The 18,351-nt window shown below is 63.6% G+C and carries 16 protein-coding genes, 1 tRNA gene and 1 rRNA gene; 8 read left to right on the top strand and 10 right to left on the bottom strand.

Annotated elements, in window-relative coordinates; genetic code table 11:
• Positions 1-102 precede the first annotated feature (102 nt).
• Both AC4D14_RS08770 and AC4D14_RS08765 read right to left on the bottom strand, forming a co-directional pair.
• Positions 103-2,454 carry a PxKF domain-containing protein gene (locus AC4D14_RS08770; protein WP_490901559.1) on the bottom strand — a complete coding sequence of 784 codons (2,352 nt, stop codon included), beginning with the start codon at positions 2,452-2,454 and terminating at the stop codon, positions 103-105.
• Between the two features lie 92 nt (positions 2,455-2,546).
• A complete protein-coding gene (locus AC4D14_RS08765; protein ID WP_490901558.1) occupies positions 2,547-3,014 on the bottom strand; it encodes a hypothetical protein in 468 nt (155 codons plus the stop codon).
• A 738-nt stretch (positions 3,015-3,752) separates the two neighbouring features.
• Between AC4D14_RS08765 and AC4D14_RS08760 the strand changes: the two genes are divergently transcribed.
• Positions 3,753-5,000, top strand: a complete 1,248-nt coding sequence (locus tag AC4D14_RS08760) for a L,D-transpeptidase family protein (RefSeq protein WP_490901557.1) — start codon at positions 3,753-3,755, stop codon at positions 4,998-5,000.
• A gap of 91 nt (positions 5,001-5,091) precedes the next feature.
• Complete coding sequence (locus AC4D14_RS08755) at positions 5,092-5,775, top strand: hypothetical protein (RefSeq protein WP_490901556.1); 684 nt, start codon at positions 5,092-5,094, stop codon at positions 5,773-5,775.
• A 70-nt stretch (positions 5,776-5,845) separates the two neighbouring features.
• On the opposite strand, the gene AC4D14_RS08750 is transcribed toward AC4D14_RS08755, so the two are convergent.
• Positions 5,846-6,700, bottom strand: a complete 855-nt coding sequence (locus tag AC4D14_RS08750; protein ID WP_490901555.1) for an SDR family NAD(P)-dependent oxidoreductase — start codon at positions 6,698-6,700, stop codon at positions 5,846-5,848.
• Between the two features lie 103 nt (positions 6,701-6,803).
• Here AC4D14_RS08750 and AC4D14_RS08745 point away from each other — a divergent pair, with 103 nt between their 5' ends.
• Complete coding sequence (locus tag AC4D14_RS08745; protein ID WP_490901554.1) at positions 6,804-7,400, top strand: CGNR zinc finger domain-containing protein; 597 nt, start codon at positions 6,804-6,806, stop codon at positions 7,398-7,400.
• 149 nt (positions 7,401-7,549) lie between these two features.
• The gene (locus AC4D14_RS08740; protein ID WP_490901552.1) at positions 7,550-8,335 is read left to right on the top strand and encodes a hypothetical protein; all 786 of its coding nucleotides are present in this window, start codon (positions 7,550-7,552) and stop codon (positions 8,333-8,335) included.
• A gap of 266 nt (positions 8,336-8,601) precedes the next feature.
• Here the strand turns inward: AC4D14_RS08740 and AC4D14_RS08735 are convergent, their stop codons facing one another.
• From AC4D14_RS08735 to AC4D14_RS08725, 3 genes are all read right to left on the bottom strand, one after another.
• Complete coding sequence (locus tag AC4D14_RS08735) at positions 8,602-9,078, bottom strand: hypothetical protein (protein WP_490901550.1); 477 nt, start codon at positions 9,076-9,078, stop codon at positions 8,602-8,604.
• A gap of 272 nt (positions 9,079-9,350) precedes the next feature.
• Positions 9,351-9,427: transfer RNA gene (locus AC4D14_RS08730), tRNA-Thr, on the bottom strand.
• 91 nt (positions 9,428-9,518) lie between these two features.
• Positions 9,519-10,364: a DsbA family protein gene (locus AC4D14_RS08725; RefSeq protein ID WP_490901549.1), complete on the bottom strand. Its 846-nt coding sequence runs from the start codon at positions 10,362-10,364 to the stop codon at positions 9,519-9,521.
• Between the two features lie 148 nt (positions 10,365-10,512).
• Between AC4D14_RS08725 and AC4D14_RS08720 the strand changes: the two genes are divergently transcribed.
• The 4 genes from AC4D14_RS08720 to AC4D14_RS08705 all read left to right on the top strand — a co-directional run bounded on the left by AC4D14_RS08720 (position 10,513) and on the right by AC4D14_RS08705 (position 15,474).
• On the top strand, positions 10,513-11,970 hold the full coding sequence (locus AC4D14_RS08720; RefSeq protein WP_490901548.1) for an alpha,alpha-trehalose-phosphate synthase (UDP-forming): 1,458 nt from the start codon (positions 10,513-10,515) through the stop codon (positions 11,968-11,970).
• On the top strand, positions 11,963-12,748 hold the full coding sequence (gene otsB, locus AC4D14_RS08715) for a trehalose-phosphatase (RefSeq protein WP_490901546.1): 786 nt from the start codon (positions 11,963-11,965) through the stop codon (positions 12,746-12,748). The genes AC4D14_RS08720 and otsB overlap by 8 nt, the downstream gene beginning before the upstream one ends.
• Before the next feature lie 130 nt (positions 12,749-12,878).
• Positions 12,879-13,967 carry an ABC transporter ATP-binding protein gene (locus tag AC4D14_RS08710; RefSeq protein ID WP_490901545.1) on the top strand — a complete coding sequence of 363 codons (1,089 nt, stop codon included), beginning with the start codon at positions 12,879-12,881 and terminating at the stop codon, positions 13,965-13,967.
• A 145-nt stretch (positions 13,968-14,112) separates the two neighbouring features.
• Positions 14,113-15,474, top strand: a complete 1,362-nt coding sequence (locus tag AC4D14_RS08705; protein ID WP_490901543.1) for a DUF4032 domain-containing protein — start codon at positions 14,113-14,115, stop codon at positions 15,472-15,474.
• A gap of 50 nt (positions 15,475-15,524) precedes the next feature.
• On the opposite strand, the gene AC4D14_RS08700 is transcribed toward AC4D14_RS08705, so the two are convergent.
• From AC4D14_RS08700 to rrf, 4 genes are all read right to left on the bottom strand, one after another.
• Positions 15,525-15,968 (bottom strand): DUF4190 domain-containing protein, encoded by a 444-nt coding sequence (locus AC4D14_RS08700; protein ID WP_490901542.1) that lies wholly within the window; start codon positions 15,966-15,968, stop codon positions 15,525-15,527.
• A gap of 254 nt (positions 15,969-16,222) precedes the next feature.
• On the bottom strand, positions 16,223-17,614 hold the full coding sequence (locus AC4D14_RS08695) for an FAD-binding oxidoreductase (RefSeq protein WP_490901541.1): 1,392 nt from the start codon (positions 17,612-17,614) through the stop codon (positions 16,223-16,225).
• Positions 17,614-18,105, bottom strand: coding sequence for an SRPBCC family protein (locus AC4D14_RS08690; protein WP_490901540.1), 492 nt, complete (start codon positions 18,103-18,105; stop codon positions 17,614-17,616). Before AC4D14_RS08690 ends, AC4D14_RS08695 begins: the two co-directional genes overlap by 1 nt.
• 126 nt (positions 18,106-18,231) lie before the next feature.
• A 5S ribosomal RNA gene (gene rrf, locus AC4D14_RS08685) occupies positions 18,232-18,348 on the bottom strand.
• Positions 18,349-18,351 lie beyond the last annotated feature (3 nt).

Here is an 18,351-nt window from a genome sequence, read left to right as displayed (position 1 = left end):
TACTGCGGTCACTGCCCCGAAAAACAGGGTTGGGACAGGTCAGTTAAGCGACCGGTGGCCTTCCGTGCAATGTGCAGGGAAGGCCACCGCCCTTGCGGTTCCTTACTTACGGAACCGGAACATGGCGTCGTGCACACTTCCGTCGTCGAGGCCGAGTTGGAATACACGGCATGTGCCTGCCCACCGCGGATCTGTCTTCCAAACGTAGGTGTATTGACCAGTCGAGGCATCGAAGCCGAGACCACTAGCGCCAGCAGTTGTCGTTGACTCGACTTCGTCGACCGGCGCTTGGGTGTCACACCGCACCGTGCGGGACGTTGGTGCGCCCTCAGGTATTACACCGAGTCCGAAGTCACCGCCCAGGCTGAACTTCAGCGGTACCGCCCGACCCGCCTGCATGGCATTCAGGGCGGGAGCTGGGTCAACGGGCGGCTGGAACCCGCCGAAATCGTACTTTGACGCGGCCTTAACAATGACCGAGCCACTTAGGCCCATATCACCCGCCTCGGTGAACGCTGTGACACTGATTTCCACATCGGCGTCACGTTCGACATCCGTGATTGTGAACGCCCTTCCAGCTCCATCGGTCATGCCAACCGGGATTCCGTTGACCGCGACGCCAAAGCGGTTGGCCGCACTGGCAGCATCCGAATCCCAGGTCACTTCAACAGTGCTGCCACCACTGGCGTTCGCTACCACCTTGGCTTGAATGTTTCCGGGAGCGGGAAGCTGGTTGGAGGCGGGACCGGACCCAACATGGACGAATGCGGAGATATTCGAAACGGTTCCGTTGGCATCCCGCATGCGCACCTGCATAACCCCGTCGAATACATCAGGGTAGTTCCGCACGGCAACCGGCGTCGTCGATGATTCCTCAAACACCCCGTCGCCGTTGTAGTCCCATTCGTAGGACACTATTGACGAGTTCGGGGAATAGGACGTTGAGACATCGAACGTGATGTTCTGACCCGGCTGGGCGTAGTAGTGGGGGTGCTTTATCAGTGCGACCGGTCGCGTGTTGATCTTCGTGAGAGCTTTCGTTAGCGCCGCTTCAGTGTCACCGGTGTTGACAATCACCTCACCCGTCGTCGCCTGTGCCAGGGAGGAGTAAAAGCTGCCATACCAGGACGGGACGACCGGATAGACATTGACCGGGTCAATCTCAAGCGCCCTCTTGGCTACGGCTGCCAAGGTGCTTCCATCGACCTTGTCCGGGTCGTGGTATCCGGCATCGGTGAGCAGGATCGCCGCCTTGGTTGCACCATTGCGCCATTCGAGTCCGTTGAACGCCGTCATCAACGCGTGGAGGGCAGCTTCCGGCAGATCACCGCCACCATAGGCCCGTATTGTCGCAAGCTTTTCGTTGAAATCGGTGGTGTCTTCGTTGAATCCTGAGAGGATTTTCGCAGTAAACGTGTCTCCCTGGTCCTTGTATTCGACAAGTGCGACGCGCCCCCGCTGCGCTTTGATGGTGGTAGCCATTTTCGCAGCAAAGCTCTTGGTGTCTTCGATCTGCCAACCCATTGAGCCGGTTGAATCAATGAGGAACACCACATCCAAGCCAGTGGTTCCGCTACCGGTGTCCTTTATGGAGGTGTCGATTTTATCTGCACGGTCCGGGAATGCCTGCTGAAGCCGTTCAGCGATTTCGATTGCGGCTGCGCTGATGTCCCCTCCCGCAGACTCGTAATCTTCATGCCCGGAGTTTTCGAAAGCGTTCTTTGATGAGCCGCATACGAAGTCGCGGTCGGCGCACCACAGCCCCGTATTCGAAGTCCAACTTGCCGGGAGATAGGGCTTTCGGGCACGGAGCGCACCCCCATCGGTGTCGCAATTCGGCACTGTTCTCCGCCAGGCGGAGTATTCTTCGCCCCGGCACGCAGGTGGGGATGCCCCCTCTCCCTCGGGAAGGTGGAGTTTCGGGTCCCCGAGGAGAGCTTGGAAGAGAACCTTTGAGCGAAGATCAGCCGGCAGGGATTCAACATAGGTTTCACCGACGGTCTGCGCGCCTTGGGAGTACCCGCCTAGAACGAAGACCGCCCCAGGGCAGGCTTCGGTTCTAGCCTTCAGGTATGCATTCATTTCGGCGATGCCGCTGTTGACGCTTGCTCCATAGTCGAAGCTTCCGCCGCTGCTGTTGTTGGCGCCCACCATGTTCCAAAATCCGGACCAGGATGCGGGATCGACACTGACCGCCGGATATTGGTGCCCGTCTATGCTCTCTTTACCAAGTTCGTAGAAGTGATATGAAAGTGCTGTGCCGATACGCGTCGCTACTTCGCTGTCGAAAGCACTTGCTTCTGCCGCGCTAGTCTCCTGGCCTGAGCCTCTCGCGAAGACAGATTCGACTTCAGCGCAGGGAGCGTCGATTGCCGGAGTGGCGGCTGACGCTGGTAATCCCATCAGGTGCGATGCCGCTATCGCAGTACTGAGCAGCGCGGCCGAAGGCAGCACAAGTCTATTTCCAAACATATTTCCCCCATTACTCGCTTACCCGAAAGCCGCCGATCAGCGGCTCCCGCTCGGTTCCGCGCGGGACTTCCGTTTCACCCGCGTGACGATTCCACATGCAAATGGAACAAGCTGTTCGCACCCCGATCTGGGCTAGTAACTCCCATCGATATTTCGTACCCCTCAGCAATAGCCGAACCCGAGCACACTTGCCCCTCACCGATTCTCTTTTCCTGACGCCTGCAATCTCCCTCAACCTGAGCGTCCAGTCCGGCCGCTTCGGCCAGGCGCAGCAGGTCTTCTGGCAGGAGCTCTTGATCAGCCTGCCAAGTCCTGCTCAACCCGGGACAGGGATTGGCGTCGAGACAGATGAACTTTTCCTTTTCAATATTTTCGGATACCAGCGTCCAGCTGATGGGCACTTCGATACGGTCGGCCAACGCAATCATGCGGTCAGTTTCTTGATCATGTGCGCGGATAATTACAACAGCTACAGCCCCCCATAAAAGAACCGCCACGATGACTATCGCGCCAACTGTTTTTCTCAATTTTTCACCGGACACCTTCCAAGTTGACCCGAGCCTAGTGGGCGGCCTCCGGGAGCGGATGAAAACAAATCCGCAGTTTTTACGCAGTTTTTTGTTCCGTGGATATTTCGGCACTCAAAGCAACCGACGCTGTTCATGGGAGGCCGAATGCATTCATGCTGGGTGATCTTCGCTTCCATCGGCGCGCGATGGGGGTTTAGGGCGCTCCATCCTAGGGCAATAGGGCAGGTGCCGAGGGCGGCCAAAGAGAGGCTGGTACAAAATACGACCGCGAGCAAGTACGCTTCATCCAACGATTAGTTTTGGGGGAAACATGGCCGTTGAGGCACTTCGCTATCCGCATTTCCGAACCCACATCCCGGTTCACCGGCATGCAGCCACTTCGGCCTCAACGGCGGACGCGCGCCTGACGTCACCGCCCCGGCTCACAAGCACGAGCCAGTCGCCGCCCGGCTGCGGCCTCCCCACGCACTCGCGTCGGCGATGAACGCCGCCCCGAGCACGGCATTCCTGGTAGTTACCGCCTGCTGATGCGGTGCGCAAGCGTCATCAGATCCAATGGAATCGAAGCTCCGTCGTAGGCGTTCGGCGACACCCGAAAGCACCGTTTCACACAGGGGTAGCCAAATGCCTCGCTGGCGATCCCCGCAATACGTGGCTACAGCTGGCACCTGTCGCCCTGACCTCATCTTCTGCCGCGCAACCGGCAACCGGTCGCCCACCTTGCAGACCCAATTTTCCAAAGGACCATCATTGCTCTCCAAGAACAGACTGCTCGGACTCACCGCCATCCTCACGATGGTGCTGATGGGAGGTTCGCTCTCGGCAGCGACGCCGGCGCATGCCTCCGCACAGGTCACAAATCCATGCGCTCGCCTTACGGCCGGCCAGGTCAAGTACTCGGGCTTCGGCGCCAAGCGCGTCACTTTCGCAACGACGACGGTACGGGCCACAAGCACAGCGCTGGTCACGAGCTGCGTTCGTTCAGGGAGCACGTACTACCAGGAGTGGCAGACCCGCGGGTACGTCGGCATCAACGGCTTTAAGCCACCGGGGGTTGCCAGCGGACATACCAAGGACGAGTACTCACCCACGGGGTCCTTTTCCGTGACGGAGGGCTTTGGTCTTTACAATCCGGGCACCAATCTGCCCTTCCGCACGCTGAACCGAAACTCGCGCTGGGGCGGGGGCGGAGAGTACGCCTCCAATTACAACAAGTACTTTGAGTCGACACGGGATGTCTGGCCCGACGAGAACATGTGGTGGTTCGCAACACGCCCCAGCGGCGACTACCGCCTTGGTGCGGTCATCAATTACAACCGCCCGCCGGATTCATCGATCAAGGCTGGTGCTGGCTTCGCAATCTTCGTTCACTCCAACCCCGCCCCCACCGCGGGGTGCATCTCCCTGCCTGAAGCCCAGGTGGCCCGGTTCCTCCAGACCGCCGCTTCGGGCGACCGCATCATCATGGGCTCCGTCGACGACGTCTTCAGCCCGTACCGGAACAATCCACTGGGCCCCGTCATGGGAAAGTATTCCTCCGCCGGAGGCCAGGTGAAACTGGGCAACCCGGTGGCGAACCAGGTCTACGGGCAAAGCGAAGGCGGCTCCTACCAGGACTATGCGCGGGGGCGCGTCATCTGGTCCCCGACCACGGGCGCCCGCACCATCACCGGAGTCGTTCGGACAACCTGGGAGGGGCGAGGCGCCCATAACGGGGTTTTGGGCTATCCCCGTACGGATCAGATTTTCGGCCTGATCAACGGAGGCTCCCAGCAGTTGTTCCAGCGCGGTGCCATCGTCCATTCCCCTGCCAGTGGAGCGCGAATCTCCACCGGACCGATCCGCACCGCATGGGGACAGACCGGCTATGAGAAGGGACGGCTCGGCTACCCGATCACCAACGTCTACAAGAACCAAGCAGGCGCCTCGGTCCAGGACTACCAGCGCGGCACCATCACCTGGAGCGCCGCTGCCGGCGCCCGGGTCATCTACCGTTAGGGCGCCCTGCACCGCGCCGACCCATCCTAAAAGTGTCAGTGGCCGAACATACGGTAGGTACAAGAGGTTGGGTCGGGCTCGGAGGAGCGCCATGGACACGGTCGTATTTTCCTCACCGCGGATTTTCGATTATCCGTGGACGCGGGAGCAGTTGCTGGCGGCCGCCGAGGCCAACCGGGAAGCACAGGAACACAGCGAATACCGCCTGGCGGCCAAGGTGATGGCGGGCCGGGCGAACGCCGTCGACCTTTCCCGAATCCGCGCAATGGTGATCACGGTGATGGGTGGAATCGAGGGCACCCATTACATCTGCGGATCCCTGCAGGGGGCCTGTATGGCGATCAACCTTCCGGACCTTTTTTCGAACCGGCAACTCCAACTGCTCCTCGCTCCACTGGTCGCGGCAGGTGCCGTTGATGGTCCCGGCTGGGGTTCGTCCGAGTGGTCCTCACCGGTCACGCCCGAGTTGAATCCCCATACCGGGTTCCGGAGTGAAGCGGTGATGTCCGGCCAGATCGACGCCCGACCTTTGCCTGAGGGCCGGTCACAAGCGGATCCCGAACGCCTTGACGACCCACTGACCTCGACCCCGGTCCGGCACCTTGACGAACCGGATCCACGAGGACGGATCCGCCGCCGTGTCCAAGCAGCTCCCCGTTCTTCCGAACGGCACGGCCCTCGTCCCGTTGGCGGGTCCGATTCGTCGTGGATCCATCATCGCCGCCGCCACCGCGCGGTTCATCAGTTGGAAAGATCAGTTGCGCGTTCGAACTAGGGTGCCGGTCAACAACTCCGCGGCCATCCGCGCTATCGGCGTTGCTGACCGGCACCGTGTGGGTAGAGGTTCAGGCCGCTTTGTCGGCCGAGTGGGCTACTGATGACCAGTCGGACATCTCGCTCAGCCGCGCTTCGAGCGCCGTGCGGATCGCACCCTCGCCCTGAGCGCCGAGGATGATGCGGGCCGGGGCCGTAGTGGAATCCACAACGGCCAGCATCGCTGCCGCAGCCTGGGCAGGATCAACTCCGGCTCCTGCCGGTGCCTGCTCGATGGCCCGCTTCACTTCGCCCACAGTTCCGTCGTAGGTCCCGGCGACTTCGGTGAAGGCGAGGTTGGCAAGGAACGGCGTTTCGGTGGCACTGGGCTCCACAATGGTCACCTTGATGCCCAGCGGTGCGACTTCCTGAATGAGGGCCTCGGAGAGTCCTTCCACGGCGAACTTGGTTGCGGCGAGCAGCCCGACGCCGGGGTGGGCGAACTGCCCGTACAGGGAGGACCCCTGCAGGATGTGTCCGGATCCCTGGGCGCGCAGGACCGGCAGGGTAGCGCGCAGCACGTTCAGCACCCCGAAGACGTTTGTATCGAAGATTGCCCGCGCCTGGGCATCGGAGGCTTCCTCAACGGCTCCAAAGAGCCCGTACCCCGCGTTGTTCGCGACGACGTCAATCGAGCCGAACCGGGCGACGGTGCGCTGCACCGCGTCTGCGACGGCCTGCTCGCTGGCCACATCGGTGCTCAGCGCCAGCAGCTGCGTTGGGTATTCGGTGAGGAGCCCGGAAAGAGGCTCCGTATTGCGGGAAAGTGCCGCAACGTTGTCACCCCTGCGGAGGGCGGCGACGGTAAGTGCCCGGCCGATTCCGCTGGAAGCGCCGGTGATGATCCATGTCTTTGCCTGCGGGGAGGCAGTCTCTGAAAAAATCATGTAGGGAGCATAAGCAGTTAGATCATAACTGTCAACCCCCGTCGTGACATGCGGTTATGTGTCAAAGCTTTACGGTTATAACTCAACAGCGTATGCTGGAGACGTGACTACAGCTCCGCGCACCTCCCCCCTCGTCCCGTCCGTTGAAGCAGAAGCCGTGATGTCATTCGTCAACACCAGGGCCACGGCCATCGCCGAGGAACAGTGGTCGGGACCGGCCGAGCTGTCCCAGTGGCTGGACCAGCATGCGGACACCCCGGCGGATCTTGCCGTGACTGCCGCCGATGTCGCAGCAGCACAGGAACTCCGCGACGCACTGGTGGTCATCATGCTGAACCATGCCTCCCACGGGGTATCAGAGCAGGAGCTGGTTGACGCGGAAAACCGCGTGGCAAAAATAGGAGCCGCCCACCCGCTCGTCGTCACCCCTTCGTCGCATGGCGTGAAGCTGTTCCCGCTGCAGACGGGAGTCGCCGGCGTACTGGGAAGCGTTCTGGCCGCTGTCACAGCTGTCATCCTCGAGGGGCGCTGGGACCGGCTCAGGGCGTGCGGAAACCCTGAATGCAAGACGGCCTTTTATGACCGGACCCGCAACTCGTCAGGGGCCTTCTGCAGTTCCACAACGTGTGGAGCGAAGATGGCCATGCGTTCCTACCGCCAGCGCAAGGCGTCAGCCGCCTTGAAGGCCGAAGCCAACTAGCGGAACCCCGCTCCCAACGTCGCCGCCCCCCTAATCTTGACCACTGCCTAATCTTGACCACTGCGGATGCCGCTGTCATGTGCCACCAAAGCCTCCCTTCTGATGGTATTCGCGTGAAAGAATGTGCCATCGAAACCTAGGGAGGCATCGTGGCCAATAGCAGGTGGAGCCGTAGAGCAGGTGCGCGCAAGACCTCGGGACCTGAGTCTTCCGGACTGGTATGGCCGCTTCTGGCCGCCGGCGTTTCAACGGTTCTTGTCGGCGCCAGGTCGTTTGCCAACCGCAGGGCAAAGAAGTCCGTTGCCCTGGGCGCGAGGAAGCTCGCCGTCGACGCCGCCAAAGAGCTGCACGAGAAGGCCTGGGCACTTGCGGGCGGTGATCAGAAGGTCACGGCGCTCCACCACGACCTCGATCTCGCCTATGCCGACGTCTCGGCTCTGGTGCTGGACATGAGTGAATCCGGACGAGTTCCATATGAGGGCCCGACCTTCGAGGAACGCCTCCAGTTGGCGGTCGATGAAGCCGGCGCGGCACTCAACCGCTTTGAGGCCTTCACCGTCGCGGACCCGGAGCGGGCCATGATCGAGCTGAACAGCACCAAGGAGTTTCTGGAGGACATCGTCAAGCCCCGGGTGACTGATGCCGGTGTTCCGTGGATGTCCGGGGAACTCGAGGCACAGTGGCGGCACCTCAACTGGGAACCGTACCGCTACGTCCGGCCGGGCGCCGGCGCTGCCGGCTTCGCCGACGACGTCAACCGCTATCTGAAGAACGGCAAGTCCGACGAGGAGTTGTTGGAAGCCCTCAAAAGGGTGAAGGGCGAGATCGAAGACCGACGGGATTGTGCATACGTCATCGGGCTGCTCATCGATTTCACCTATGATCTCGCCGAGAGTTTCGGCGGCAGCCCCAAGTCCCGATCGCGCCGCTCATAGCTCCTCTTCGAAAAATGCGCTTCTTCCAAAATCTGGAGGGTCGCCGCCCAGGCGCCCCATGCAATGCAGGGCCACCTTAGGTAGTGCATCACATGGAGCGCAGGCCGCCCCACGCCGACTGCTTGAACTAGAGATGACCCACCTCTATTTAGCCCCCATGCTGACCAAGCGGGTCAACCAAAACCTTCCGGTGGCACGCTACTTGAAGGAATGGATGTCGCTTCTGTCTGGAGAGTCAAAAGCGCGAGCGGCGTGCTTTGCGAAAACTATTTGGCTTTGACGCCCGCGACCGAGGTGAATGTTCCGCCCAGCTCGTGAGCGAGCTTCTCCAAGTCCTCTGCCCTGGAAGGAAGACCCCGTGCTTCAGAGAGATCGTGCACAAGCCAGTTGCTGCCCGCGACCATGGTGATGGGCATCCGGTCGTAGCCGTCGCCGGCGGAAGTCGAGTAACCCTCGACGGAGGTCTCGCGGTCCTCGTCACTGGCGTACAGCTCGATTTGGACGTGCTCGGTGCACATCGCGTACTCGACGGTGGAGTTCACGATTCGGTTCTCCAGCGGGTCCGCGGTGAGGTCGTCCTCGCAGGAGAGCACGTCGTCGACGGCGGCGCGGGCCTCATCAATTGAGGCGAAGCTCGGCCTCTCCCCGATGTCTGCGCTGGCGATATTCGACGCGCATGCCGTGAGCAAAAGTGTCCCGGCGAGCACTGCGGCAACTGTGATCTTGGACGTTTGCTTATTCATTTCCTTACCCCCCATATTGGCTGCCGCCATCCTTACACGGGGGATGGCGATCTGTCCTCATGCGGTGACCGACAGACACCGCTCTCGCCATCGGGGACATCGTAACGGTGCTGGTGTTCCGACCCTGCTCTCACCGCAGCCACGGGCCCCGCCGCCGGTCCTTCGGCCCGCCCGTCGGGTCATCGTGGTGTCCGTGTGGTCCGGCGATAACCGCGGCCTCACTGGCATTGGTGGTGGCGGGGAAACGGAGCGGCAGCGTCTCAAATCTTGAGTGGAGCCCCCTGCCGGATTCGAACCGGCGACCCCCTGTTTACAAGACAGGTGCTCTGGCCAACTGAGCTAAGGAGGCGTGCTGGCACTGCCAGCGCGCGCCGTCACGAACCCGCGGGGGTATAACGAACGCTCAATAAGGTTAGCCCAGCGCCGCCCTTCCTGAAAACTCAGCCGATCGCGCGCTCGACGACGGCCGCGAAGTCCTCAACAGCATTCGGAACTTCCTGCCCGTCCACGTACACGGTCGGGGTGCCGCCGATGTCGTCGGCCTGCGCCGCCTTCGTCGTGTAGGCAACCCACGGACGGAATGTGTCCTCAGCGAGGCAGGAGGAGATCTCGCCTGCTCCGGCCTCGGCGGCCAGGCCCGCGAGCCCGCCGTCGTCAAGCTCGCCGTTTTCGTAGTTGGCGAAGAGCGCGGTCGCGAAGTCGAAGTATGCCTCCGGAGCCGTGTCCGCCACGCAGGCGAGCGCCTTGGCGCCCCGCGACGAGTAGTCGGTCTGCGAGGACCGGTCGAGGTATGCCACGTTGCGGTATTCCAGCGTGATGTCCCCGGCATCGAGCCACTGCCGCATCTGTTCCGCGTGCCTGGCCTCGAAGTCGGCGCAGTGAACGCAGTTGACGTCGACGTAGGCCACAACGGGCACCGGCTCACCGTCTGCGGCGGGGGCCACCCCGGCGGGCGGCTCTCCCGCGGCCTCCGGCAGCGCTTCAATGCTCACCTCACCGCCGGCCGTCTCCGCCAACTGGCCGCTTGAGGTCAGCGTGAGTCCGCCAAACTCGTTGCCGTGCCGCGGTGCCGGACCGGCATCGGGAACCTGCCCCCGGATGTTGTTCAGCACGATCACCACGATCACCGCGACGATCACAACGGCGGCGGCCACGACACCCCAGCGGAGCAGCAGCGAGGCCCGGCGGTCCTTGCGTGCCTGGGCCTCGCGCTGGAGCCGCTCGCGCTCCCGCGCCTCGGCCGCGCGTTCTGCCTTGGACGGCCTTCGGTTATTGCTCGGTGCCATGAATCCTTCAATCGAGTCCGCGGGCGGAAGCACCCGCACACGGTGCGTTCCAGTTTACCGAGTACCGCCCAATACCCTCGCGCCCCCCGGAGACCAGTGCCGACCCGATAGAGTTCATCAGTAGGCCTACTAATGCGCAGGAGCAAGTGTGACTGAAGCGGAAACAACCCCAACGATCCCGTACGGTGACTGCGAATTCATTGTGGTATCGAACCGGCTGCCGGTCGACCGCGTCACCGACGACGACGGCAACAGTTCCTGGCGGCGCTCCCCCGGCGGCCTCGTCACCGCCCTTGCCCCGGTGATGTCGAAGGCCGAGGGGGCCTGGGTCGGCTGGCACGGCGCACCCGATGAAACCCTCGACGCTTTCAACGAAGCAAACATGCACCTCGTACCCGTCCCGCTGAGCGCGGACGAGGTGGAGCTTTACTACGAGGGTTTTTCGAACGCGACCCTTTGGCCGCTCTACCACGACGTCATCGCCCCTCCGGAGTTCCACCGCACCTGGTGGGACGCCTATCGCCGCGTCAACGAGCGGTTCGCCGCGGCGACCGCGGCCACCGCCGCCGAGGGTGCGACGGTGTGGGTGCAGGACTACCAGCTGCAGCTGGTGCCGAAACTCCTCCGGAAGACCCGCCCCGACCTGGTCATCGGCTTCTTCAACCACATCCCCTTCCCTCCCCTTGAGATCTACGCGCAGCTCCCCTGGCGCAAACAGGTGATCGAGGGACTGCTGGGTGCGGACCTGATCGGTTTCCAGCGCCCCAGCGACGCGAGCAACTTCCTGCGCTGCGTACGCCGCTTCCTCGGCCACACCATCCGCCAGCAGCAGGTGTATGTCCCCGAGGATGGCAACGCACCGGCGTATACGTCACGGGCCGAGGCGTTCCCCATCTCGATCGACGTCGACGCAGTCACCCAGCTTGCCGAACGCGAAGACATCATCGAGCGGTCCAAGGAGATACGGCGCGAACTCGGCAACCCCAAGCACGTCCTGCTCGGGGTTGACCGGCTCGATTACACCAAGGGGATCGGCCACCGGCTCAAGGCGTACGGCGAACTGCTTGAGGACGGACTCATCACCGTCGAAGACGCCTCGCTGATCCAGGTGGCCAGCCCCAGCCGCGAGCGGGTCGAACAGTACCGCCTGCTCCGCGAAGAGATCGAGGGAGCGGTCGGGCGCATCAACGGCACCTACGACACAATGAGCAACACCGCCATCCGCTACCTCCACCACAGCTACCCCATCGAAGAGATGGTGGCCCTCTACCTGGCCGCCGACGTCATGCTCGTCACCGCCCTGCGCGACGGCATGAACCTTGTCGCCAAGGAGTACGTGGCCGCGCGGACCGGAAACCGCGGCGCGCTGGTCCTGAGCGAGTTCGCCGGCGCTGCCGACACCCTCCGGCAGGCCGTCCTGGTGAACCCGCACGACATCGACGGCCTCAAGGCCGCGATCGTGTCCGCGCTGAACATGCCCGCTTCCGAGGCAGCGCGCAGAATGCGCACAATGCGCCGTTCGGTGCTCCAGAACGACGTCGAACGCTGGTCGCAGACCTTCCTCAACGCCCTGCGCGGCGGGAACGAGGAGACAAGTGATGACTGAAAATCCCTCCGGAAACCTCACCTTCGCGCTCGAACAGCTCGCCGCGACCCCGCGTCTTCTCGTGGCGCTCGACTTCGACGGCACGATGTCACCCCTCGTGGAACGGCCCGAAGATGCGCGCGCCCTGCCCCGCTCGGCGGCCGCACTGCAGGAACTGGCGGCACTGCCCGACACAACGACGGCGCTGATCTCCGGCCGAGCCCTCGACAGCCTGCGCGCTGTGGCATTACCCGAGCCCGAGACCCTGCTCATCGGCAGCCACGGAGCTGAAACCTGGACCGGCCCCAACGGATCGCCGCTGACGCTCACCCCCGAGCAGCAGGCCCTGCTCGGATCGGCGACGGCCGCGGTCGAAAAGGTCGCCGCCGCACACCCGGGCACCCTTGTTGAACACAAGCCCGCCGGCGTCGTCCTCCACACCCGCACGGCGCATGACGACGTCGCAGCGGCCGCCGTTGAGGCGGCGCGCGACGCCCTGTCCCGGCTCGACGGCGTCGTGCTCTCCGACGGCAAGCGCGTCCTTGAAACCTCAGTGGTGCACACAGACAAGGGGCAGGGCCTGCGCCTGCTGCGGGAACTCAGCGGGGCCACGGGCGTGCTCTTCGCGGGCGACGACGTCACTGACGAAAATGCCTTCCGGGCCCTCGAACCGCAGGACGTCGGGCTCAAGATCGGCGAGGGAGACACCGCGGCACGGTACCGGGTCGAGTCCCCCGAGGCCCTTGCCGACGTACTCGAGGCAGTGCTCGCCCTGCGGACCCAACGTGCTTCTTCCTAGCATTCATGCCATACTCCAAAAGGGTGTAACAGGCCGTTGGCCGACAACACCCCACACAACAGCTAACTGAATACACTCCATTCACTACGGATCGTCGGGCACGTACCTGCCCGTGAAAAGGAAAATAAACATGGCAACGGTTACGTTTGACCAAGCTACACGCGTGTACCCGGGCACCGAAAAGCCCGCTGTGGACCGCCTCAACATCGAAATTGCGGACGGCGAGTTCCTCGTCCTCGTAGGCCCCTCCGGCTGCGGCAAGTCCACCTCCCTGCGGATGCTTGCAGGACTCGAAGACGTCAACTCCGGCCGCATCCTCATCGGCGACCGCGACGTCACAGACGTTCCCCCGAAAGACCGCGACATCGCGATGGTCTTCCAGAACTACGCCCTTTACCCGCACATGTCGGTCGCCGACAACATGGGCTTCGCCCTGAAGATTGCAGGCGTCTCCAAGGAAGAGCGCGCCGAGCGCGTCCGTGAGGCAGCCAAGCTGCTCGACCTCGAGGACTACCTCGACCGCAAGCCGAAGGCACTCTCCGGCGGCCAGCGCCAGCGCGTCGCAATGGGCCGCGCCATCGTGCGTAACCCGCAGGTCTTCCTCATGGATGAGCCGCTGTCGAACCTTGACGCCAAGCTCCGCGTCCAGACCCGCACCCAGATCGCATCGCTGACCCGCCGCCTGGGCGTCACAACGGTTTACGTTACCCACGACCAGGTTGAGGCAATGACCATGGGCGACCGCGTTGCGGTCCTCAAGGACGGCGTGCTCCAGCAGGTCGACACACCGCGCAACCTGTACGAACGCCCGAAGAACGTCTTCGTTGCCGGCTTCATCGGCTCCCCCGCAATGAACCTGCTCGAACTGCCTGTTGCCGACGGCGGTGTCCTGTTCGGCGGCACCGTTTACCCGGTCCGCCGCGACATCCTTGACACAGCAGCGGGCAACACCGTCACCCTCGGTGTCCGCCCCGAGGACCTCGTTCTCGCGGCCCCCGGTGAGGGACTCCAGATTGAGGTCGACGTCGTCGAGGAACTCGGCGCCGACGCCTACATCTACGGCCACACCACGCTCAACGGCCAGAACCACGACATGGTTGCCCGCGTTGACGGCCGCCGCCCTCCGATGAAGGGTGACACCGTTTACGTCCGCCCCGAGCAGGGCCACGTGCACCTGTTCGACACCACGTCCGGCGCACGCCTGGCCGAGACGGTCTAGTACGAAGCATCGTTTCCGGTGCGGTGGTTCCCAGGCTGCGTCTTCGCGGACGGGGAACCACCGCATTCCGGTTTAAGCAGACGGATTGCCTGCTTGAGGCACACACAGTGACCGGCGCACCGGCGGTCCGACAGAAGGCAGCACCATGACCGAGACATACAACGCCAACTGGCACGACGAACCGACGGACTATGCGCAGACGGGCAAGCTGCCGCGCATCAAGTCAACGCCTCCGGCATCGACGCTGGGCTCGCTGAACATCACCGCGGCCGCCGCGGATCCCGAACTCCTCGACCTGCCCTGGCACGTCGCGCTCGAGGAGTGGCCTGCTCACAGCCTCGCGGCGCTCCCCCGCGGCATTTCCCGCCACATCGTGAGGTTCGCCCATCTTGGCGGATCCGTCATCGCCATCAAGGAAACCAGCGAGCACGTTGCCCGCCACGAGTACCACATGCTCCGCAAGCTTCAACGGCTCGACGTGCCCTGCGTCGAACCGGTTGCTGTCATCTCCGGGCGCACAGCCCCCGATGGCACTGAACTCGACCCGGTCCTTGTCACCCGGCATCTGAAGTTCTCGATGCCCTACCGGGCCCTGTTCTCCCAGACGCTGCGCAAAGATACTCTCACCCGGCTGATCGATGCGCAGGCGCTGTTGTTGGTCCGCCTTCACCTCATCGGCTTCTACTGGGGCGACGTCTCCCTTTCGAACACACTGTTCCGCCGGGACGCCGGAGCATTCGCGGCGTACCTTGTAGACGCCGAGACCGGGGAACTCTACCCGGAGCTTTCGAGCGGGCAGCGCGAATACGACCTCGAGATAGCCCGCGTGAACATCGCCGGTGAGTTGATGGACCTCGCCGAGGGTGGGCTGATCGAGGAAAAGGTCGACCCGCTGGCCACGAGCGAGCTCATCATGGACAGCTACCGCCGCCTGTGGTCGGAGCTGACGGAGCAGGAGTCCTTCGAACTCGGCGAACGGTGGCGGGTCAACGCGCGTATCCGCCGGCTGAACCAGCTGGGATTCGACGTCGACGAGTACGTCATCAAGACCGTGGCCGACAGTTCCAAGATCCAGCTGCAGCCAAAGGTCGTCGACGCCGGACACCACAGCCGGCGCCTGCTGCGGCTCACCGGGATCGATGCCCAGGAGAACCAGGCCCGCCGTCTCCTGAATGACATGGACGCCTACCGTGCGGACAACAACAACCTTGATATCGATGAGGAGCTCAGCGCCCACCTTTGGGTCAGCGAAGTCTTTGAGCCGATCGTGCGGGCGGTTCCGCGCGAACTCGGCGGCAAGCTTGAACCCGCTGAGGTGGTCCACGAGGTCCTCGAGCACCGCTGGTACATGTCCGAGAAGCAGGACCGCAACGTCCCCCTCGCTGAAGCAGTGCAGTCCTACCTCGACTCCGAGCTGCGGCATCGCCGGGACGAAGCGGAGATCATGCTCACGGCCGATTCAAAGACGATCGGGCTCGACGGCGACAACAGCTTCCCGAACAGCTGACGGCCCGGCCGGGCCGGGCCGTCAGCTTTCGTTGGATGATTCGCCCGGGCCTACGGCACCGCGGGGCACTCGACCGGGTTGCCCCGGAATTCCTGCGGACCGGGGCCCGCCTGCTCGCAGAATTCGGCAACCTCCGTGGCAAGCGGGATGACGGCGATGATTGCGACGATCAGGATCACCAAGCCGATTGTGGCAAGAGCGCCGATGATGATGCCGGCCAGTGCAAACCCGTTGCTCATGCGGGCCTTCGATGACTTCACCATTGCCACGATGCTGACAATCAGACCCACCGGGTTGAGGAAGGGGATCACGGCAAGGATGAGTCCGATGATCCCGAGCGTGCGCCCCGGATTCTGCTGAGGCTGCTGTCCATAGCCGGCGTAACCTCCGCCGGGCTGACCGTAGGGGGATTGTCCGTAAGGGGCCTGCCCCTGCCCGTAGGGGGGCTGCGGCTGGCCATAGGCGGGCGGGCTCGACGCCGGCCGTTCAGGCACCGATCCGCCCTGGGGAGTTGCCCACGGATTGTTCCGGTCGGAGCCGCTGTCGGACGGTCCTGGACGGTTCTCTGACACAATTGCCCCCGGGCTTTTCGTCGGTAGAGGATAAATTTCCTTGAGGCCGGAAACGGCCTCTTGCCCGAGAATATCACCGCACCACGCCGGTTTATTCGGGGGTCAGCCCGTTCCCTTCCCCCGCGTCACTGTATGTCAGCTCCCAAGCCGGGGCCGCGGCTTCCGTCCCCTGTTCCTCAGCGGATGGCCTTCCCGGGGTTGAGGATGCCCGCTGGATCGAAGACCTGCTTGATTCGGCGCTGCAGCTCAAGCAGTTCTTCCGACTGTTCCCATGCGAGCCAGCGCAGCTTGTACTGGCCGACGCCGTGCTCCCCCGTGATCGTCCCGCCGAGCTCCAATGCCTTTCGGACGGAATCGTCGAGGGCGGCGTTGAGCCGCTGGCGTCCCTCCTCGCCTTCCTCGGCTCCTACCCAGAAGGTGGGATGCAGGTTGCCGTCTCCTGCGTGGGCAACGACCTTCAGCCGGACTGCGTGGCGGATGGCCATCTCCTCGAGGGCAGCGATGTAGTGGACGAGCCGTGATCTCGGTACTGCGACGTCTTCCCCGACCCGGTGTTCGTGATCGACTTCATCACCGCGGCTGTGGCGGCGCAGTTCGATGAGCTGGGCGGCCTCGGCGGCGTTTTCCTCGCCCGCGATGCCTCCGAGCCCGGCAAGGACCCGCCGGACCACTGCAGCCTCCTCCGCTGCACCGAAGCCGTCGGTCTGCAGCAGGAGAAGTGCGTTGCCGCGGGAGCGAAGTGAAGACCCCTGGGCAGTGTCCAGCGCCTGGAGCGTCATTCCATCGAGCAGTTCCATGATTGCGGGCTGAACCCGGGCCCTGCCCACGGCGACTACCCCTGCGGCAGCTCCCTTCACGTCGGGAAAGAAGGCGGCGATTGTATGGACGCTCTCCGGCAGATAGCGCAGGCGCACTGTCACCCCGACCACCACACCGAGGGTTCCCTCCGATCCGACGAACAGCGAGGTCAGGTCGTATCCGGCCACCCCCTTGAAAGTCTGCTGGCCCGTGGAGAGGAGGGTTCCGTCAGCGAGCACGACGTCGAGGGCCAGCACTGAATCCCTCGTCACCCCATACTTGGCGCACCGGAGGCCGCCAGCGTTGGTCGCGACGTTGCCACCGATCGCCGAAGTCCGGTAGCTGGCCGGATCCGGGGCATACATCAGGCCATGCGCGGCGGCTGCGGCGTTGAGGTCCGCATTGATGACCCCGGGTTCGACCACCGCGGTTTCATCCTCCGGGTTCAGCGCAAGGATTCTGTTCATCCGCTCAAGGCTCAGCACAACGCAGCCCGCTGTGGCGTGGGCGCCGCCCGAGACGCCGGTGCCGGCGCCGCGGGGCACCACCGGCACATCGTTGGCCGTGGCCCATGCCAGCAGCCGCTGTACGTCGTCAACGCAGTTGGCGTGCACCACCGCTATCGGCTCGACAAGTTCCGCAACGGGGCCCTGATCGCGCGCGTAGAGCAGCCGTTCCGGACCTTCGGTGATCACCTTGCCGGGCAAGAGTGCCGCGAGGGACTCCTGCAGGGCATCTAATGCACCGAAGGCGGAGCCGGCCTGCCGCATCAGACAGCGCCCATGAACCGGGAGTACCGCGCCAGCGCGAGGGGCCAGAACTGCGCGTAGCGGTCACGCAGCGTGAGTGTTTCGCTGCCCTGGACCCAGCCGCTGTGCGTGAGCTGTACGGTGGTCAGCGCGCCCTGGCCGTCCCGGTTTGCCGAAATGAAAGTAATTCTGACATTCGTGGAGGGTGCCGTTCCGGGATGGTGGCGCCAGAGGAGTTCAAGGCTGCTGCCGGGCTCCCGATCATGGACCTCGGCCCAGACCGCTTCCTGGTCCTCCTCCGAAGTTTCAACGAGGGCGTTGTCCTCGAGGTCGAAGAAGCTGCCCTCACCCCATACGCTGAGCTCGCCCGCCGGCCACCACAGGTGGATGTGCTCAGTGAAACCAGCGAAGGCATGCACCTCGTCGGCCGGAACATCGACGCTGAGGGTAATGTCCTCGCCCCTCGAAGTGGCAGAGGGTTCCGGCGCCGCATGGGAAAAAAGATCACTCATGATCCGACTGTACCGGTTGCAGCGATGGAGTTTCCGGGCCGGCCGGGGGTGGTGCGCGGGTGGGGTGGTGGTGGGTGGTTAATGTGGAAGAGGCCCCACCGTGGTGGGGCCTCTTCGTTACGTGTTGTCCGGCGGTGTCCTACTCTCCCACACTCTCTCGGGTGCAGTACCATCGGCGCTGTGGGTCTTAGCTTCCGGGTTCGGAATGGGACCGGGCGTTTCCCCCACGCTATGACCGCCGTAACC

This window comes from Arthrobacter sp. TJ-254 (assembly GCF_058269175.1).
Note: the sequence above shows the minus strand (reverse complement) of the source record. Positions and strands in the feature narration are given on the sequence as shown.